This is a genomic window from Nonomuraea antri (genome assembly GCF_013283785.1).
GTDB lineage: Bacteria > Actinomycetota > Actinomycetes > Streptosporangiales > Streptosporangiaceae > Nonomuraea > Nonomuraea antri.
The window spans coordinates 24,097-40,265 of record NZ_JABCPZ010000029.1 but is presented as its reverse complement, the minus strand read 5'-3'; the positions used below and the strand labels follow the sequence as shown (position 1 = coordinate 40,265).

Sequence of the window (16,169 nt, the reverse complement as noted above, 5' to 3'; positions counted from 1 at the left end):
CTGGGAGGCATCCGTGAGCCCTGAGTTCAGCCGCCGCGACTTCCTGCGTTACAGCGGAGCGACCGGTGCGGCGGCGTTCATCGCGAGCACCCTCGCCGCGTGCAGCGGAGGTCCCGCCTCGACCGGCTCGGTCGGCGCCGGGTCGAACAAAGACCTGATCACGGCCGTCATCGGTTACGGCAACGACCAGAGCTGGGACCCGACGCAGACCGCCTCGGCCTTCGCCATGGCCGGCATCAACCACATCTACGAAGGACTGCTCGACACCGATCCGATCAGCCGCGAGCCGTACCCGGCGCTGGCCACGGCGCTGCCGTCCGACCTGAACGCGACCTCGTGGCGCTTCACCCTGCGCGAGGGCGCCAAGTGGCACGACGGGCAGCCGGTCACCGCCGACGACGTCGTCTTCACCTTCCAGCGCATCCTCGACCCCGCCGCCAACGTGCTGACCGGCAACTTCTTCAAGTCCTGGCTGCAGGAGGTGAAGAAGGTCGACGACAGGAACGTGGAGCTGGTGTTCAAGTTCCCGTTCCCGGACGCCGCGCCCAGGCTCACCATCGCCAAGATCATGCCCAAGCACGTCTTCAGCCAGCCGGGGGCCTGGGACCAGGCCAAGAGCGGCAAGGCGGTCGGCTCGGGGCCGTACAAGCAGGTCCAGCACAACCCCAAGTCCAACACCGCGTTCGAGGCGTTCGCCGAGTACAACGGCCCCCGCCCGGCCACGGTCAAGAAGATGAACTGGCTGACCATCGTCGACGCGTCCGCCCGGGTGGCCAAGATCTCCGGCGGCTCGGCCGAGGCGCAGATCGCCGACAACATCCCGTACGCCAACGTCGAGCAGCTCAAGCAGCAGGGCCTGACCGTCGAGGGCGGGCGCGGCATGAACCACATGTTCCTGATGTTCAACACGGCCACCAAGCCGTTCGACGACGTCCGGGTACGCCAGGCGCTGCACTACGCGATCGACAAGAAGAAGATGATCGACGTGGCGCTCAAGGGCCACGGCACCGCCTCCAGCTCGTTCCTCAACGAGGGGCACCCGGACCACAAGCGGGCCTCGGTCGTCTACGACTACGACCCGGACAAGGCCAAGGCGCTGCTGAAGGAGGCGGGCGTCGGCGAGCTGACGATCAACCTCATGGCCGTCAACGTGAGCTGGATCGCCGACTGCCTGCCCACGATCGCCTCGTCCTGGGAGGCCATCGGCGTCAAGACCACGCTGGAGCCGCAGGACACCGCCGCGCTGTTCACCAAGATGGACCAGTTCCAGGACTACCAGGTGGTCGCCGCCGCCTCGAACCCCAACCAGTTCGGCATGGACGCCGACCTGATCCTGCACTACAACTACGTGCCCGGCGGCCTGTGGATGAAGTACAGCCACTTCGACGGCACCGACGACGCCGAGAAGCTCTTCACCATGATGGACGCGGCGAGCAAGGAGACCGACAAGGCCAAGCGGTCGGAGCTGATCCACAAATATCTGGATCTGGTCGCCGAGCTGGCCGTGCTCTACCCGGTCGTGCACAACGAGCTGATGACGGCCTGGGACCCGAAGAAGCTGTCCGGCATCCGCGCCCAGCCGTACCCCGGCATCAACCTGCTGCAGGCCAAGAGGACATGACCCTCGTCGCCAGGATGCTGCTGCGGCGGCTCCTCATCCTGATCCCGCTGGTGCTCGGCGTGGTCGCGTTCGTGTTCATCGTGATGCGGTTCTCGGGCAGCAAGCCGGAGTACGCCTACTTCCAGGGCGCGAACCCCACCCCCGAGCAGATCCGTCAGTTCCAGCTCGAGAACGGCCTGCTCGATCCGCTGCCGGTGCGTTACGTTCGATTCGTCGGCGACCTGCTCCAGGGCGACCTGGGCACCAGCGTGCTGACCAAGAAGCCGGTGCTGGAGTCGGTCACCACCGCGCTGCCGCTGACGCTGCAGCTCACCTTCCTCGGCCTGGCCGTGGCCGTGGTGCTCGCCCTGGTCTTCGGCGTCACCGCGGCACTGTTCCGCGACCGCTGGCCCGACCAGGTGATCAGAATGGTGTCGCTGATCGGCGTGGCGGCGCCGGCGTTCTGGCTGGCGCTGCTGATGATCCAGTGGCTGGCCGTGGGCGAGGGGCTGTTCCCGACCGGCGGCTACATCAACCCCGCGGACTCCGTGAGCGGCTGGCTGCGCTCGATGGCGCTGCCCGCGCTGTCGCTGTCGCTGCCGGTGGCCGCCCAGCTCATCAGGATCATCCGCACGTCCATGGTCGAGGAGCTGGACCGCGACTACGTGCGCACCGCGATGGGCAACGGGCTGCCGCCGATCGTCGTGGTCGGCCGCAACGTGCTGCGCAACGCGCTGATCAACCCGCTGACCGTGCTCGGCCTGCGCATCGGCTACCTGATCGGCGGCACCGTCGTCATCGAGACGATCTACGGGCTGCCCGGCATGGGCCAGCTCATGATCAACGCGGTGCGCGACGGCGACCCGGCCGTCGTCCAGGGCGTCGTGCTGACCATCGCGGTCGGCTTCATGGTCGTGAACCTGGTCGTCGACATCCTCTACCTGCTGGTCAACCCCCGCCTCAGGAGTGCCGCATGAGACGTGGACTGACGGACCGCCTGTCCAGGCCCGGCGTCGGGTTCAGGCGGCTGAAGCCGCTGTCGTGGGCGGCGATCGGCATCGTGGCCGTCGTCGTGCTGGCCGCGCTGCTCGCCCCGGTGATCGCGCCGCACTCGCCGTACTTCCAGGAGGCCGCGGGCGGCGGGCCGTCCGCCGAGCACTGGATGGGCCTCGACAGCGCCAACCGCGACATCCTGTCCAGGCTGCTGTACGGCGCCCGCTGGTCGCTGATCATCGGACTCGGCGCCACCGGGCTCGCCCTGGTGGCCGGGGCCGTCATCGGCGCGGTCGCGGCCACCTCACGCCGCGCCGTGGACGAGACGATCATGCGGCTGCTCGACGTCATCATGGCCTTCCCCGGTATCGCGCTGGCCGCGGTGCTGGTGGCCGTGTTCGGCGGCAGCATCCCGGTGCTGGTCATGGCCATGGCGTTCCTGTACATGCCGTCCGTGGCCCGGGTCGTCCGGGCCAACGTGCTGGCCCAGTACGGCGAGGACTACGTGGCTGCCGAACGCGTCATCGGCGCCCGCACCCCGCACATCCTCATCAGGCACGTGGCCATCAACTGCGCGGCCCCGGTGCTGGTGTTCTGCACGGTCATGGTGGCCGACGCGATCGTCTTCGAGGCGTCGCTGTCGTTCATCGGCGCCGGCGTGCGCCCGCCGAACCCGTCGTGGGGCAGCGTCATCGCCGACGGCAAGAACCTGGTGCTGCTCGGCGGCTGGTGGGCGACGGTCTTCCCGGGCCTGCTCATCCTCATCACCGTGCTCGCGCTCAACATCCTGTCCGAAGGCATCTCCGACGCCTGGGCCGCCCCGGCCGCGCGCAAGCCGGTGCCCAGGAAGGACGACGCGTTCGAGCAGGCCACGCCCGGCTCCGGCGAGATCGTCGAACTGCCAGGGCTGGCCGAAGCCGCCCGCAGGCTCGCCGAACGCGCCCGGCCGCTGCCCCAGGGACCACCCGTGCTGGAGGTCAAGGGGCTGCGCATCGGCTTCGACGCCGGCGTCGACATCGTGGACGGCATCTCCTTCGACGTCCGGCCCGGCGAAGTGCTCGGCCTGGTCGGCGAGTCAGGCTGCGGCAAGTCGCTGACCGCGCTGACCGTCATGGGCCTGCAACCACGCAACGCCAGGGTCGACGGCGAGATCGTCTTCGCCGGACAGCAACTGCTGACCATGCCGCGCAAGGCCCGCAGACGGCTGCTCGGCCACGACATGGCCATGATCTACCAGGACGCGCTGTCCTCGCTGAACCCGGCCATGACCATCAAGGCCCAGCTCAAGCAGGTCACCAGGCGCGGCGGCCGGCGCTCACCGGCCGAACTGCTCGACCTGGTCGGGCTCGACGCGGCGCGCACGCTCACCTCGTACCCGCACGAGCTGTCCGGCGGGCAGCGCCAGCGGGTGCTCATCGCGATGGCGCTCTCCCGCGAGCCCAAGCTCATCGTCGCCGACGAGCCCACCACCGCGCTCGACGTCACCGTCCAGGCGCAGGTCATCGAGCTGCTGCTGAAGCTGCGGGAGGAACTGGGATTCGCGCTGATCCTCGTCTCGCACGACCTCGCGCTGGTCGCCGACGTCACCGACCGCGTGGTCGTCATGTACGGCGGCCAGATCGTCGAGACCGGCGTCACCGCGAGCCTGGTCGGCGCCCCCGCGCATCACTACGCCCGCGGGCTGCTCGGCTCGGTGCTCTCGCTGGAGTCGGGGGCCGAACGGCTCACCCAGATCCGCGGCGTCGTGCCCGCGCCCGCCGACTTCCCGGCCGGCTGCCGCTTCGCCGACCGCTGCCCGATGGCCACCGACGTCTGCCGCACCGACGCGCCGCCGCTCGAAGGCGACATCAGACGGCACGCCTACGCCTGCCACCACCCCGCCGTGATCCCCGAGGTCCAGGAGAAGGCGCATGCTTGAGCTGAAGGACGTGCACGTCGTGCACAAGGCCCGCTCGGGCGGCGTGTTCTCCCGCGACAGGGTCTACGCGCTCACCGGCGCGAACCTGACCGTCGAGCAGGGCGAGACCGTCGGCGTGGTGGGCGAGTCGGGCTGCGGCAAGTCCACCCTGGCCAGGGTGCTGGTCGGGCTGCAACGGCCCACCTCGGGCAGCGTGGCCTTCCGCGGCCGAGACCTGTGGGCGCTGCGCGAACGCGAACGGCGTGAACTCGTCGGATCCAGCGTCGGCATGGTCTTCCAGGACCCGTCCACCGCGCTCAACCGGCGGCTGCCGATCAGGCAGATCCTGCGCGACCCGCTCAACGTGCACCGCCGCGGCACCCCGGCCGCCCGTGACGCCCGCGTCCGCGAACTGCTCGACCTGGTCGGCCTGCCCGCCGGCGTCGCCGACGCGCTGCCCGCGCAGCTCTCCGGCGGCCAGCGCCAGCGGGTGGCCGTGGCCAGGGCGCTCGCGCTCGAACCCGAACTGCTCATCGCCGACGAGCCGACCAGCGCGCTCGACGTGTCCGTCCGCGCCCAGATACTCAACCTGCTGCTCGAACTCAAGGAACGGCTCGGGCTCGCGCTGGTGTTCGTCTCGCACGACATCCAGACCGTACGGCGGATGAGCGACCGCGTGATCACCATGTACCTGGGCAGGATCGTCGAGCAGACCCCGGCCCCGGCCGTGCCCCTGGGCGCCAGGCACCCGTACACGCGGGCGCTGTTCTCCGCCACACCCGGGCTGATCTCGCCCATCAACCCGATCCCGCTGGTCGGCGCGGTGCCCTCGGCCACCAGGCCGCCCAGCGGCTGCCCGTTCCGCACCCGGTGCTGGCGGGCCGACGACGTGTGCGCCGCCGAATGGCCCGACGCCGGGAACGGCGACGGCCACCTGTTCCACTGCCATCACCCGGTGGCGGCCGGCGCCACCGACCTCGAACTCATCCAGGAGCGTTCATGACGCAGTTGACCGGTGTGATCCCCCCGGTGTGCACCCCGATGACCCCCGATCGCCAGGTGGACACCGCCTCGCTCACCCGGCTGGTCGATCATCTGCTCGACGGCGGCGTGGACGCGTTGTTCGTGCTCGGCTCCTCGTCGGAGGTGGCGTACCTGACGGACGAGCAGCGGCGCGTCGTGCTCGACACGGTGGTGGGGCACGTGGGCGGGCAGGTGCCGGTGCTGGCCGGGGTGATCGACATGACCACGCCCAGGGTGCTGGACCATGCCCGCGCCGCCTTGGCCGGCGGCGCGTCGGCGCTGGTGGCGACCGCGCCGTTCTACACGCGCACGCATCCGGAGGAGATCCGCACGCATTTCCGGGGGATCGCCGCCGCGGTCGAGCTGCCGCTGTACGCCTATGACCTGCCGGTCTCCGTGCACACCAAGCTCAGCGCCGAGCTGCTGCTCGACCTGGCCGCGGAAGGAGTGCTGGCCGGGGTGAAGGACTCCAGCGGCGACGACGGCGGGCTGCGCCGGGTCATCATGGGCCGCGAGGCGCCGTTCAGCGTGCTGACCGGCTCCGAGGTGACCGTGGACTGCGCGTTGTGGATGGGCGCGGACGGCGTGGTGCCGGGGCTGGGCAACGTCGACCCGCACGGCTACGTCGAGCTCGTCGCCGCCGCCGGGCGCGGTGACTGGGAGACGGCCAGGAAGGAGCAGGAGCGGCTGATCAGGCTGTTCGAGATCGTCCGGGTCGGCGGCGGCCGGATGGGCGGCAGCTCGGCCGGGCTGGGCGCGTTCAAGGCCGCGCTGCACCTGCGCGGCGTCATCGCCTGCCCGCTCACCGCGCTGCCGCAGATCCCGCTGGACGACGACGAGACCGCCGCGATCGGCCGGCTGCTGGCCGCCGCCGGGCTGCTGTGACGGCTAGGACCGCGCGGTCTTGGGGGGAATGACCTGGAGCGCGGCCTCCAGCGCGGTGGCCTCCTCCGGGGTCAGCCGCTCCAGGAAGTGCACCAGCGTTGCGGCCTGGTTGCCGCTGGAGGCCAGCGCGTGGCGCATGAGCTCGGCGGTGTAGGCCTCCTTGGAGGCGACCGGCTCGTACACGTACGCGCGGCCCACCGATTCGCGCCTGAGCAGGCCCTTGGTGTGCAGTTTGTCCATGACGGTCATGACCGTGGTGTAGGCGGTCTCCCGCTCGCGCCTGAGGTCTTCGAGCACGTCACGGACGGAGGCGGGCCGCCGATACGACCACATCCTGTCCATGATCGTGGACTCGAGCTCTCCGAGGGCGCGCTTCATGACCACATGGTACGGGTTTGCAGTGGGGCACAAGCGTTTGACAATCGCGGGCGTGCATCCTAGTGGTCATGACTACTGAGAACAAGCCTGCCGTCTGGGAGATGGTGGTCGTCCACCGCGCGTTCCGCCGTGAGTTCAAGCTCGCCCCGGAGCTCGTCCGCCAGGTCGCACCAGGTGACCTGGACAGGACGGGCACGCTGGTGTCGTACCTGACCGAGCTGCTCGACGGCCTGCAGATCCACCACAGTGGCGGGGACAAACTGCTCTGGCCGTTGTTACGCAGCCGGGTCACGTTCGAGGTCGAGCTGGCCGACTCGATGGAGCGCCGGCGCGAGAGCGTCCACGCGCACCTGACGCGGCTGCGCGAGCTGCTGCCCGCGTGGGCGGCGAGCGCCGGCGCCGGCGAACGTGACCTGGTCGCCGACGCGCTGCTGCGCCTGCACGACGACCTGGTCGAGCACCTGGACCAGGAGGAGGCGCGGGTCCTGCCGCTGGTCGCCGAGTTCGTGACCAAGGACGAATGGGACACGCTGTCGGAGCACGCCAGCGGGCGGTTGCCCAAGGACCGGCGGCTCATCCACCTCGGCTCGGTGCTGGAGGACGCCACCGAGGGGGAACGCGAGAGGTTCCTGGCGCTGCTGCCGCTGCCCGCCCGCCTGGCCTGGCACGTGCGCGGCCGGCGGCAGTACCGCAGGGAGCGCGCCGACGTGCGCCGCGGGTTCCGCAGGGAGCGGGCCGGGCTGCGCGGGCGCTGACCGCTACCGGCTCACCCCGTCGGCGGGCCGGGCCAGCAGGCTCAGATCCGCCCGCCTGGGCAGGCTCTCCCAGTCGCCCTGGGAGGTCACCGCGAACGCGCCGGCCGCGCACGCCGTCGCCAGCCGCTCGTCCGGGCCCGCGCCGGCCAGCCAGTCGGCCAGCCAGCCGGCCGCGAAGGCGTCGCCCGCCCCCACCGGGTCCACCTCGGTCACCCGGTAAGGACGCCCCTGCCGCAGCACCCCGCCCGACAACTCCAGCGCCCCCCGCGCCCCGGACTTCAGCAGCACGTGCCCGGGCCCGAGCGCGGCCAGCGCCTTGGCCAGCTCGGCGGGATCGGCCACCTCGGCGATGAGCCGGCCTTCTGCCTCGGTGGCGAACAGCACGTCCACCTCGCCGATCGTCTCGCGCAGCCAGCGGCCCGCCTCGTCGTGGGTCCACAGCGCCTTGCGGTAGTTGACGTCCAGCGACACCGGCACCCCGGCCGCCCGCGCGGTCGCGATGGCGTGCCGTACGGCCTCGCGGGCGGACGCCGACAGCGCCGGCGTGATCGCCGAGACGTGCAGCACCCGGGCGGCGGCGATCAGCTCTTCGTCGAGGTCCTCCGGGCGGAGCCGCGAGCCCGCACTGTGCTTGCGGTAGTAGCGCACGTCGACCAGGTCGGCCGTGCGCCTGCCCTTGATCATCAGCCCGGTGGGCGCGTCAGGGTCGGTGATGGCCCGCGTGTCCACGCCCTCGCCGGTGAGCGTGGCCCTGATCAGGTCGCCGAACTCGTCGGCGCCCACCCGGCCGATCCAGGTGGCGCGGTGCCCGAGCCTGGCCACGCCGACGGCCACGTTCGACTCGGCGCCGCCGAGCCCCAGGTCGAAGTCGCGGGCGAAGCGCAGCGGACCGGTACGGCGGGCCGCGAACAACGCCATGGTCTCGCCGAAGGTCACCAGATCGGTCATCGGTTAGGGCTTCCCAGCTTTCTGGAGATGCGTGCGGCCGCGCCGGCCACCAGCGGTCCCAGTTCCCTGACCCGGGTCGCGGTGATGCGCGAGGTCAGGCCGGAGACCGAGATGGCGGCGATGACGGCGTCGTTGTGGTTGAAGATCGGCGCGCCGACGCAGCGCACCTCGGGCTCGTTCTCGCGGTCGTCGACCGAGTAGCCGCGCCGTCTGATGCCGGCCAGCTCGGCGCGCAGCCGGTCGAGGTCGACGATGGTGTGCTTGGTCCTGGGCTCCAGGTCCAGCTCGGTCAGGGCGTCCTCCGGCTGCCAGGCCAGGATGGCCTTGCCGACCGCGGTGCAGTGCATCGGGCCGCGGCTGCCGATGCGCGAGGCCATTCTGACGTTCGTCTGGTTCTCCACCTTGTCGATGTAGACGACGTGCGGCGGGTCGTAGACGACGAGGTGGACGGTCTCGCGCACCTCGCTCATGAGCCGGTGCGACTCCTCGGCGGCCACCGCGCGCAGGTCGAGCGTGGCCAGGTAGGCCTGGCCGAGCCGGAGCGTGCCGTGGCCGAGCCGGTAGGCGCCGCTCTTCCTGTCGCGTTCGAGCAGCCGGGCGTCGATGAGCGGCGCGGTGAGGCGCAACACGGTGCTCTTGGGCAGCCCGACCGCCTCGGCGAGCTGGGTGAGCGTCAGGCCGCTGTGATCGCGTACGTGGTCGAGCACCACCAGGGCACGGCGGAGTGAGGCGGACTGGTTGCGATCGGACACGATCTACAAAATACGCCATAGACCGATTTCGCAGCATCTTGTTGTGCAATGCAGAACATCTGGCGACAGCTCTTTCCGGCGCCGGTGCGGGTTTCTAGGGTCCGGTCAGGGAGGTAATAGTGAGGTTTCTTTACTGTGCCGCGGCCGGAATGGCCCTCCTGGCGCTGGCCGCCTGTGCGCCTTCGACCGCCCCGGCCACCGGTGGCGGCGACGAGAAGACCGGGACACTGCGGGTGTGGCTCTACGACGAGCCGAACCGGGCGCCCAAGGAGAAGGTGGTCGGTGAGGCGATCGCGGAGTTCACCGCGACGCACAAGGACGTGAAGGTCGAGGTCACCTACATCCCGACCACGCCCGCCAGGCACGAGAAGTTCAAGGGGGCGTTCAACGACCCCGCCAGCGCGCCCGACGTCGCCGAGTACGGCAACACCGACCTGGCCGAGTACGCCGCGGCCGGCGGTTTCGCCGATCTCACGGCCGATCTGCAGGGCCAGGACCTGACCCCTGACCTGCTGAAGTCGGCCTCCGTGGACGGCAAGGTCTACGGCCTGCCGTGGTTCATCGGCATCAGGGCGCTGTACTACCGCACCGACGTCTTCGACGAGCTCAAGCTCGAACCGCCCACCTCGATCGAGGAACTGACGACCGCGGCCCGCACGATCCGGGCCAAGAAGCCCGACCTGTACGGCATCGCGGTCGGCGGCGAGTACACCTTCGGCGCGCTGCCGTTCGTCTGGGACGCCGGCGGCGACATCACCACGCTCGACTCGCCCGAGGCGCGCAAGGGCGTCAAGGCGTACACCGACCTGCTCTCCGACGACATCTGCCCGCCGCAGGCGTGCGTGTCGCTGACCGGCGGCAAGACGGTGGAGCTGTTCGCCAGCGGCAAGGCGGCGATGGGCATCCTGGGCAACTTCAGCCGCTCGGCCGTGGACGCGGGCGCGGCGGCCGGCAAGTACAAGGTGGTGCCGCTGCCCGGCGCGGCCAAGGGCTCGATCGCCCCGGCCTTCGCCGGCGGCAACAACCTGGGCGTGATGAAGAACGCCAAGCACCGCTCGCTGGCCGTGGCCTTCATGAAGCTGCTCGGCAGCAGGGGCTACCAGATGAAGATGTACCAGGCCATGGGCAACCTGCCGACGCTGTCCGGGGCACGTCAGGAACTGGCGACCAAGGAGCCGTTCCTCCAGCCGTTCCTCGACACGGTCGAGAAGGGCACCCGCTTCGTGCCGATCGACCCGGCCTGGGTGAAGATCGACAACGGCAAGGTCATCCCGACGATGCTGCAGAAGATCGCCACCAAGCAGTCCACCGTGGACGAGGCGACGACCGAGGCCGCCACCTCCGTCAAGGCCGCCTTCGGGTGAGGACGCGCAACAAGCCGCGGCCGTGGGTGTATCTGCTGCCCGCGGCCGCGGTGCTGGTGCCGATGTTCGGCTACCCGATCTACATGCTGGGCCTGCTGTCGGTCTTCGACTACCGGCAGGCCCAGGTCAGCGGCGGCCAGCCGACCACGTTCGTGGGCTTCGGCAACTACGCCAGGCTGCTCGGCGACGGCCGGTTCTGGGAGGTGCTGGCCCAGACCGTCGGCTTCGCGGCGGCGCTGGTGGTCTCCACGCTGGCGGTCGGCGCGGCCCTCGCGGTGCTGATGACCAGGATCTCGCCGCTGCCCCGGCTGCTGCTGTCGCTGGCCGCGCTGGGCGCCTGGGCGGCGCCGGCGATGACCGGCTCCACGGTCTGGATGTTCCTGTTCGACGCCGACCTCGGCCTGGTCAACCAGGTGCTCGGCATCGACGGCTTCAACTGGTTCTACGACAAGTGGATGACGTTCGCCGTGGTCGGGGCCACGATCGTGTGGCACTCGTTCCCGCTGGTCATGGTCACCCTGTACGCCGGCATCCAGGCCATCCCCGGCTCGGTGCTGGAGGCCGCCGCGCTCGACGGCGCCTCGGCCTGGGCGAGCTTCTGGCGGGTGATCGTGCCCATGCTCCGGCCGCTGATCACCATCGTCGTTATCCAGTCGGTGATCTGGGACTTCAAGGTGTTCACCCAGATCTACGTGATGACCAACGGCGGCGGCGTGGCGGGCCAGAACACCGTGCTCAACGTCTACGCCTACCAGACCGCGTTCGGCTCGTCCGAGTACGGCCTGGGCTCGGCCATCGCCGTGGTCATGACGCTCATCCTGCTGGTGGTCACCCTGTTCTACATCCGCGCGCTGCACCGGTCGGGAGAGGAGCTGTAGATGCGCAACCGGCTCCTGCCCAACACGATCGCCGTGGTGGTGGCGGTCCTGACCGCGTTCCCGCTCTACTGGATGGTGCTCTCGGCGCTCAAGCCGGACGGCGAGATCCAGTCGCTGGACGTCAAGCCGTGGACGCTGAACCCCACGCTGGACAACTTCGTCCGGGTGCTCACCGGCGAGAACTTCGCCCGCTACCTGCTCAACAGTGCGCTGGTGGCGTTGAGCGTGGTGGTGCTGTCGGCCGCGGTGGCGTTCCTGGCGGCGGTGGCCGTCACCAGGTTCCGCTTCAGGTTCAGGACCACCGTGCTGATCATGTTCCTGATCGCCCAGATGGTGCCGGTCGAGGCGCTGACCATCCCGCTGTTCTTCGTGGTCAGGGATCTCGGGCTGCTCAACACGCTGGGCTCGCTGGTGCTGGTGCAACTGGCGTTCTCGCTGCCGTTCGCGATCTGGATGATGCGCGGGTTCGTGGCCGCGGTGCCCGAGGCGCTGGAGGAGGCCGCGATGATCGACGGCGCGAGCCGCGCCACCGTGCTGTGGCGGATCGTGTTCCCGCTGGTCGCGCCGGGACTGGTGGCGACCAGCGTGTTCTCGTTCATCACCGCGTGGAACGACTTCATCTTCGCCCGCACGTTCATCATCTCGGCCAAGGACAGCCAGACCCTGCCCGCCGCGCTGCTCGTCTTCTTCAAGCCGGACGAGAACGACTGGGGCGGGATTATGGCGGCCTCGACGCTGATGACGATCCCGGTGCTGATCTTCTTCATCGCGGTGCAGCGGCGGCTGGTGTCAGGGCTTGGAGGGGCGGTCAAAGACTGAAATATCGTGCTTGTCGTCGGGGGCGAGGAACTCCAGCAGCCGCTGGCCCTCCTCCTCGACCTCGTCCAGGCAGGCGATGGGCTCCCACTGGTGGATGTTGAGCGTGGAGACGCCCTTGGCCCGGGTGACCGTCCAGTCGCCGGCCGCGACGCCGTCCACGAGGATGGAGCGCGGCATCACGTTCGTGCCCATAAATCCGGACATGGCGGCCAGGCTCGTCTCGGTCAGCACCCGTGACCGGTCGGCGTGCGACAGGAACAGGTTGTCGAAGTCGTACATCAGCCGCACCGGGACCGGGGTGTCCTCGGCCGGGCGCGGCGCGTCGGGCAGGTCGTACATGGTCCGGCCCGATTCGTCCCTGAACCGGACCAGGTCCATCGGCTCCACCACCTCGGCCAGCCTGGTCAGGCCCGACCAGGTCTGCACGTCCATGACCGAGGCCGGGCCGAACGCCTGGAGGTAGCGGCGGACCAGCTCGGCCGGCGTCATCGGCGGCACCTCGACGCCCAGCCACGACTCCGCGCTGGTGTGCGCGATGGGGCCGCTCCTGCCCCAGAGGCCGCGCGGCGGCACCTGCACCAGCGGCACCCGCCAGCGCACGCCCTGGCCCAGCGCGTGCGGGTCGTTGTCCGGCCACCGCTCGGCCAGGGCCTTGCCCAGGTCGGCGAAGGTCATCGGCCGCTCCTCGACGAGCGCCCGCGCCGCCGACTCCAGCTCGTCCAGGTCGACGCCGGCCAGCCGCTTGCCGAACGTCGTCCGCGTCATGCGCTCGGTCACCACCTGCAGCAGCGGCCGCATGGCCAGGCAGTCGCGGGCGCTGACCAGGTGGATGGTGGAGCGTTGCAACGCGATCCGCACCAGGTCGCGCGAGACCAGCAGGTCGGCGGCGTCGGACGCGGCGAAGCCGGCGATGCGGTTCCACAGGCCGACGTACCAGGTGTGCGGGGTCTGCGCCTGCAGCCCGGCCAGGTGCTCGACCACGTCGAGCACCGGCAGATCGGTGCGGCGGGTCAGGAGCTGCCGCTCCAGGGTGGCCCGGTTGAGTGCCCGTCGGCTGATGAGGGGATCCATGAAGACAAAGGTAGGGGCTATCGCGGCCGGTCCCGGGCCGCGATAGCCCCCTCGTCACCGGCGGATCGCCGGATTTGTGGCTCGTGTCGTGCTCAGGCTCCTACTGGCGTGGAGGCCTTCTGCCGCCGATGGTACGCGCGTTTCCGTACGCCGTGAGGAACTCGTCCCAATCGGTGTCCTGGGCGATCTGGAGCCTGGCGTAGTGCCTGGAGATCGTGCGTTCCATGGGGAAGTAGGCGCTCAGCCCGCCGCAGTCCTCGACCTTCGCGCCCTGCCGGTCCTCGTGGATCACGAAGCCGCCCGGATTGTGCACGGCGAGCATCTTGTCCGCGACGGAGGCCAGCGTCGCCTCGGTCCTGGTGTCGGCCACCAGGGCCAGGCACAACGTGCGCAGGTCCACCAGCGACCGGTCCGAGTTGAACCGGGTGACCACCGACTGCACGCTGTCCACCACGGACCTGTTGGCGTGCACCTGGTGCTTGAGGCTCTCGGCGAGCGTCTGGAATTCGCGCATGAACTCGTCGATGCGGGTGGCGTCCACCGCGCACTGCGTGACGGTCTTCTGGGAGGCGCGGTGGGACCTGATGTACTCCTCCACCACGAGCCCGGCGAGATCCCTGGCCTCCATGCGCGGGTTGGCCGCCAGCGCGTTGACGATCTCGGTGTACGGCCAGCCCTCGTTGGGCTCCAGCTCCTCCGAGCCCACGACCGAGCCCACGTGCTCGCGGATCTCGTAGCAGACCTCGAGGTTGCTCATCAGGCAGGCGTCCATGCCCAGCAGGTCGAGCGGCCGGCCGAGATCGTGGTGCACCTGCCGCAGCACGTTGCGCAACTCGATGGTGTCCAGCGAGTGCAGGGTGCCGTCGTCGCCGCAGATCGCCCGGTCCTCGCCGGTGGGCAGCGTCAGCACCTCGCGCAGGGACGTCGAGAACAGGCTCTTCCTGACCTCGGGGGTCTCGGTGAGCCTGCTCAGCTCCGAGAAGGTGGGCTCGGCGTCGGCCATGCTCGCCCGCGGCGCCCTGCGCACGTAGCCGCTCTCCACGTCGTGGCCGACCGTACGGCCTCTCACCTGGGTGTAGAGCTGGTCGAGGTCATCGGGGGTCCAGCCGCCGCCGTGGTTCCACAACACCAGCGCGTACCTGCGCGCGGGGGCGCGCCCGGCCGCCCAGCGGACGAAGTCCACCACCGTCTGGGGATGGCCGGAGTCGGTCGGGCCCAGCTCCTCGATCGCGTCGGGGGCGCCGCCCCGGCCGATCTCCATGCGCTGGGCGCGGCCCTGGGCCTCCTGGCGCTTGACGAAGGCCGTGACGCGGACGCCCTCCGCGGCCCTGGCGGCACGCAGCTCCTCCAGGTCGCGGCCGGCCGCGTCGGACAGGTTGTTGTTGCCCGCCATGTACACCATGAGGTTCCACTCGGCGGGCTCCGCCGGCCTGCCCGGCTCGCTCACCGCCTGGACGTACCGCGGGTGCACGGCGACCGGCTGGGGCGGGGCGCCGCCTTCGAGCGCCTGCCAGGTGCGCGGGCCCGCCACGCCGTCGGCCGTGATGCCGGCCCGCTGCTGCATGCTGAGCAGCGCGCCGTAGGTGGAGCCGCCGAAGTAGCCGTCGGCCTGGATCCGGTGGCCCCGGGCCCGCAGCAGCTCCTGCAGCCGCCTGACGTCCTCTCCTGTGCTGCCGAGTCGCAGCCTGCCGGCGGCCATCAGTCCGCGGCCCAGTGGAAGGTGAGGCACTTGGCGTCGGGTGCGAGCTCGCTGATCGGGATGACGTACATGGGCAGCGGCTCGCCGTACATCCCGGCCTTCCACAGCACGATCGCGCCGCCGTTCTGCAGCGCCCTGGACTCGAAGCTCGCGTACGTCTCGCGCTCGGTGTCGACGAACGCGATCTGCCGGTCGGTGCCGTCGGTGACCTGCACGCCCTTCCACCACAGGCTGTGCGGCGAGAGGCTGATGCGGATCTCGGTGGTGCCGGGCGGCGCGGCGGTCTCGGTCAGGTGCACGACGTCGCCGTCACGCAGCCGGTGCGCGTTGACCAGCTCGTTCCTGCCGCAGCGGATGAGCCGGACCTGGGCGCGTCCGGGCATGCGCTCGTAGCGGGCGGGCGCGCGCTGGTCGCCGTGCACGATGGCGAGCAGCTCGGGCAGCTGAGAGATGATCGCGGGCAGCAGCGCGTGCACGATCGGGCCGAAGTAGCGCTGGTTGAGCTCCCGGTCGGTGACCCGGATCGGGTGCTCGACGCGGCCGCGGTTCATGGTCTGCAGCAGGCCGGGCAGCACCTGCATGACGATGGGCGTGATCGTGCCGATGAGCTGGGGCACGAACTGGAGGAAGCGCTCCTCCTCGTTCTGGTCGGTCTCCGACTTCGCGGGCCCGAACTGCAGCAGCTGCTCCACCAGCGGCGGCACGACGGCCTGCACGACCGGCATGAGGACGCAGGCGACGTCCATGAAGGACCGATCGGCCGCCTGCTGGGGGTGGCCCGCGGAGAACGGGTACGGCTGCCGGTGCTCCGGCGGGTACCCGTAGGTCCGGTGCTCCAGCTGCACGGCCATCTGCATGGCCATCTGCGGCGGCAGCAGCGGCAGCTGCGCCGCGCGCGGCGCGGGCGCGCCGATCTGGTTGGCCGCCTGGTGGGTGAGCTGGAGGCCCTGGAGGATGGTGGGGAACAGCACGTTGAGAATCCGTGCCTCCGTTCCCCGCTGCTCCTCTGCGATGTAGGACGGCATGATGTTCTCCCGGCGTTGGGGGCATTCGTCCACGTTGGACGCTATGAACGGGTTCTGCCGCGAGCATCAGGGAAAGTCCTGG

15 protein-coding genes are annotated in these 16,169 nt (G+C 70.3%); 9 read left to right on the top strand and 6 right to left on the bottom strand.

The window, feature by feature from the left end; genetic code table 11:
* The first annotated feature begins 13 nt into the window (after nucleotides 1–13).
* Genes HII36_RS12545 through HII36_RS12525 form a run of 5 tightly spaced genes read left to right on the top strand, consistent with a single transcriptional unit; the run spans nucleotide 14 to nucleotide 6,398 of the window.
* Nucleotides 14–1,621 (top strand): ABC transporter substrate-binding protein, encoded by a 1,608-nt coding sequence (locus HII36_RS12545; RefSeq protein ID WP_217369442.1) that lies wholly within the window; start codon nucleotides 14–16, stop codon nucleotides 1,619–1,621.
* Nucleotides 1,618–2,577, top strand: a complete 960-nt coding sequence (locus HII36_RS12540) for an ABC transporter permease (RefSeq protein WP_173523302.1) — start codon at nucleotides 1,618–1,620, stop codon at nucleotides 2,575–2,577. Before HII36_RS12545 ends, HII36_RS12540 begins: the two co-directional genes overlap by 4 nt.
* A complete protein-coding gene (locus HII36_RS12535; protein WP_173523301.1) occupies nucleotides 2,574–4,511 on the top strand; it encodes a dipeptide/oligopeptide/nickel ABC transporter permease/ATP-binding protein in 1,938 nt (645 codons plus the stop codon). Before HII36_RS12540 ends, HII36_RS12535 begins: the two co-directional genes overlap by 4 nt.
* Entirely contained in the window at nucleotides 4,504–5,493 is a 990-nt protein-coding gene (locus HII36_RS12530) for an ABC transporter ATP-binding protein (protein WP_173523300.1), read from the top strand. The genes HII36_RS12535 and HII36_RS12530 overlap by 8 nt, the downstream gene beginning before the upstream one ends.
* A complete protein-coding gene (locus HII36_RS12525; RefSeq protein WP_173523299.1) occupies nucleotides 5,490–6,398 on the top strand; it encodes a dihydrodipicolinate synthase family protein in 909 nt (302 codons plus the stop codon). Before HII36_RS12530 ends, HII36_RS12525 begins: the two co-directional genes overlap by 4 nt.
* 3 nt (nucleotides 6,399–6,401) lie before the next feature.
* Here HII36_RS12525 and HII36_RS12520 read toward each other — a convergent pair whose 3' ends face one another.
* Complete coding sequence (locus HII36_RS12520; protein ID WP_173523298.1) at nucleotides 6,402–6,776, bottom strand: BlaI/MecI/CopY family transcriptional regulator; 375 nt, start codon at nucleotides 6,774–6,776, stop codon at nucleotides 6,402–6,404.
* A gap of 68 nt (nucleotides 6,777–6,844) precedes the next feature.
* On the opposite strand from HII36_RS12520, the gene HII36_RS12515 reads away from it, so the two are divergent.
* Nucleotides 6,845–7,531, top strand: coding sequence for a hemerythrin domain-containing protein (locus tag HII36_RS12515; RefSeq protein ID WP_173523297.1), 687 nt, complete (start codon nucleotides 6,845–6,847; stop codon nucleotides 7,529–7,531).
* 3 nt (nucleotides 7,532–7,534) lie between these two features.
* Here HII36_RS12515 and HII36_RS12510 read toward each other — a convergent pair whose 3' ends face one another.
* Together HII36_RS12510 and HII36_RS12505 are read right to left on the bottom strand one after the other, a co-directional pair.
* Nucleotides 7,535–8,479, bottom strand: a complete 945-nt coding sequence (locus tag HII36_RS12510) for a sugar kinase (protein ID WP_173523296.1) — start codon at nucleotides 8,477–8,479, stop codon at nucleotides 7,535–7,537.
* Nucleotides 8,476–9,231, bottom strand: a complete 756-nt coding sequence (locus tag HII36_RS12505; RefSeq protein ID WP_328807688.1) for an IclR family transcriptional regulator — start codon at nucleotides 9,229–9,231, stop codon at nucleotides 8,476–8,478. The genes HII36_RS12510 and HII36_RS12505 overlap by 4 nt, the downstream gene beginning before the upstream one ends.
* A 119-nt stretch (nucleotides 9,232–9,350) precedes the next feature.
* On the opposite strand from HII36_RS12505, the gene HII36_RS12500 reads away from it, so the two are divergent.
* Genes HII36_RS12500 through HII36_RS12490 form a run of 3 tightly spaced genes read left to right on the top strand, consistent with a single transcriptional unit; the run spans nucleotide 9,351 to nucleotide 12,292 of the window.
* A complete protein-coding gene (locus HII36_RS12500; RefSeq protein ID WP_328807687.1) occupies nucleotides 9,351–10,595 on the top strand; it encodes an extracellular solute-binding protein in 1,245 nt (414 codons plus the stop codon).
* Complete coding sequence (locus tag HII36_RS12495; protein ID WP_328807686.1) at nucleotides 10,592–11,473, top strand: carbohydrate ABC transporter permease; 882 nt, start codon at nucleotides 10,592–10,594, stop codon at nucleotides 11,471–11,473. The genes HII36_RS12500 and HII36_RS12495 overlap by 4 nt, the downstream gene beginning before the upstream one ends.
* The gene (locus HII36_RS12490; protein ID WP_173523295.1) at nucleotides 11,474–12,292 is read left to right on the top strand and encodes a carbohydrate ABC transporter permease; all 819 of its coding nucleotides are present in this window, start codon (nucleotides 11,474–11,476) and stop codon (nucleotides 12,290–12,292) included. It begins immediately after the preceding gene.
* Here the strand turns inward: HII36_RS12490 and HII36_RS12485 are convergent.
* The 3 genes from HII36_RS12485 to HII36_RS12475 form a co-directional block, all read right to left on the bottom strand.
* Nucleotides 12,263–13,363, bottom strand: a complete 1,101-nt coding sequence (locus tag HII36_RS12485) for a winged helix DNA-binding domain-containing protein (protein ID WP_173523294.1) — start codon at nucleotides 13,361–13,363, stop codon at nucleotides 12,263–12,265. The two genes, HII36_RS12490 and HII36_RS12485, sit on opposite strands and share 30 nt — an antisense overlap.
* Nucleotides 13,364–13,463: 100 nt before the next feature.
* Entirely contained in the window at nucleotides 13,464–15,092 is a 1,629-nt protein-coding gene (locus HII36_RS12480) for a clostripain-related cysteine peptidase (protein ID WP_173523293.1), read from the bottom strand.
* Nucleotides 15,062–16,087, bottom strand: coding sequence for a hypothetical protein (locus HII36_RS12475; protein WP_173523292.1), 1,026 nt, complete (start codon nucleotides 16,085–16,087; stop codon nucleotides 15,062–15,064). The genes HII36_RS12480 and HII36_RS12475 overlap by 31 nt, the downstream gene beginning before the upstream one ends.
* Between the last annotated feature and the right edge of the window lie 82 nt (nucleotides 16,088–16,169).

What these genes read in the sequence shown, in the direction of transcription:
- HII36_RS12540 (WP_173523302.1), top strand. Translation starts at nt 1,618, where the DNA reads ATGACCCTCGTCGCCAGGATGCTGCTGCGGCGGCTCCTCATCCTGATC.
- HII36_RS12535 (WP_173523301.1), top strand. Translation starts at nt 2,574, where the DNA reads ATGAGACGTGGACTGACGGACCGCCTGTCCAGGCCCGGCGTCGGGTTC.
- HII36_RS12520 (WP_173523298.1), bottom strand. Translation starts at nt 6,776, where the DNA reads ATGAAGCGCGCCCTCGGAGAGCTCGAGTCCACGATCATGGACAGGATG.
- HII36_RS12530 (WP_173523300.1), top strand. Translation starts at nt 4,504, where the DNA reads ATGCTTGAGCTGAAGGACGTGCACGTCGTGCACAAGGCCCGCTCGGGC.
- HII36_RS12510 (WP_173523296.1), bottom strand. Translation starts at nt 8,479, where the DNA reads ATGACCGATCTGGTGACCTTCGGCGAGACCATGGCGTTGTTCGCGGCC.
- HII36_RS12475 (WP_173523292.1), bottom strand. Translation starts at nt 16,087, where the DNA reads ATGCCGTCCTACATCGCAGAGGAGCAGCGGGGAACGGAGGCACGGATT.
- HII36_RS12515 (WP_173523297.1), top strand. Translation starts at nt 6,845, where the DNA reads ATGACTACTGAGAACAAGCCTGCCGTCTGGGAGATGGTGGTCGTCCAC.
- HII36_RS12525 (WP_173523299.1), top strand. Translation starts at nt 5,490, where the DNA reads ATGACGCAGTTGACCGGTGTGATCCCCCCGGTGTGCACCCCGATGACC.
- HII36_RS12490 (WP_173523295.1), top strand. Translation starts at nt 11,474, where the DNA reads ATGCGCAACCGGCTCCTGCCCAACACGATCGCCGTGGTGGTGGCGGTC.
- HII36_RS12485 (WP_173523294.1), bottom strand. Translation starts at nt 13,363, where the DNA reads ATGGATCCCCTCATCAGCCGACGGGCACTCAACCGGGCCACCCTGGAG.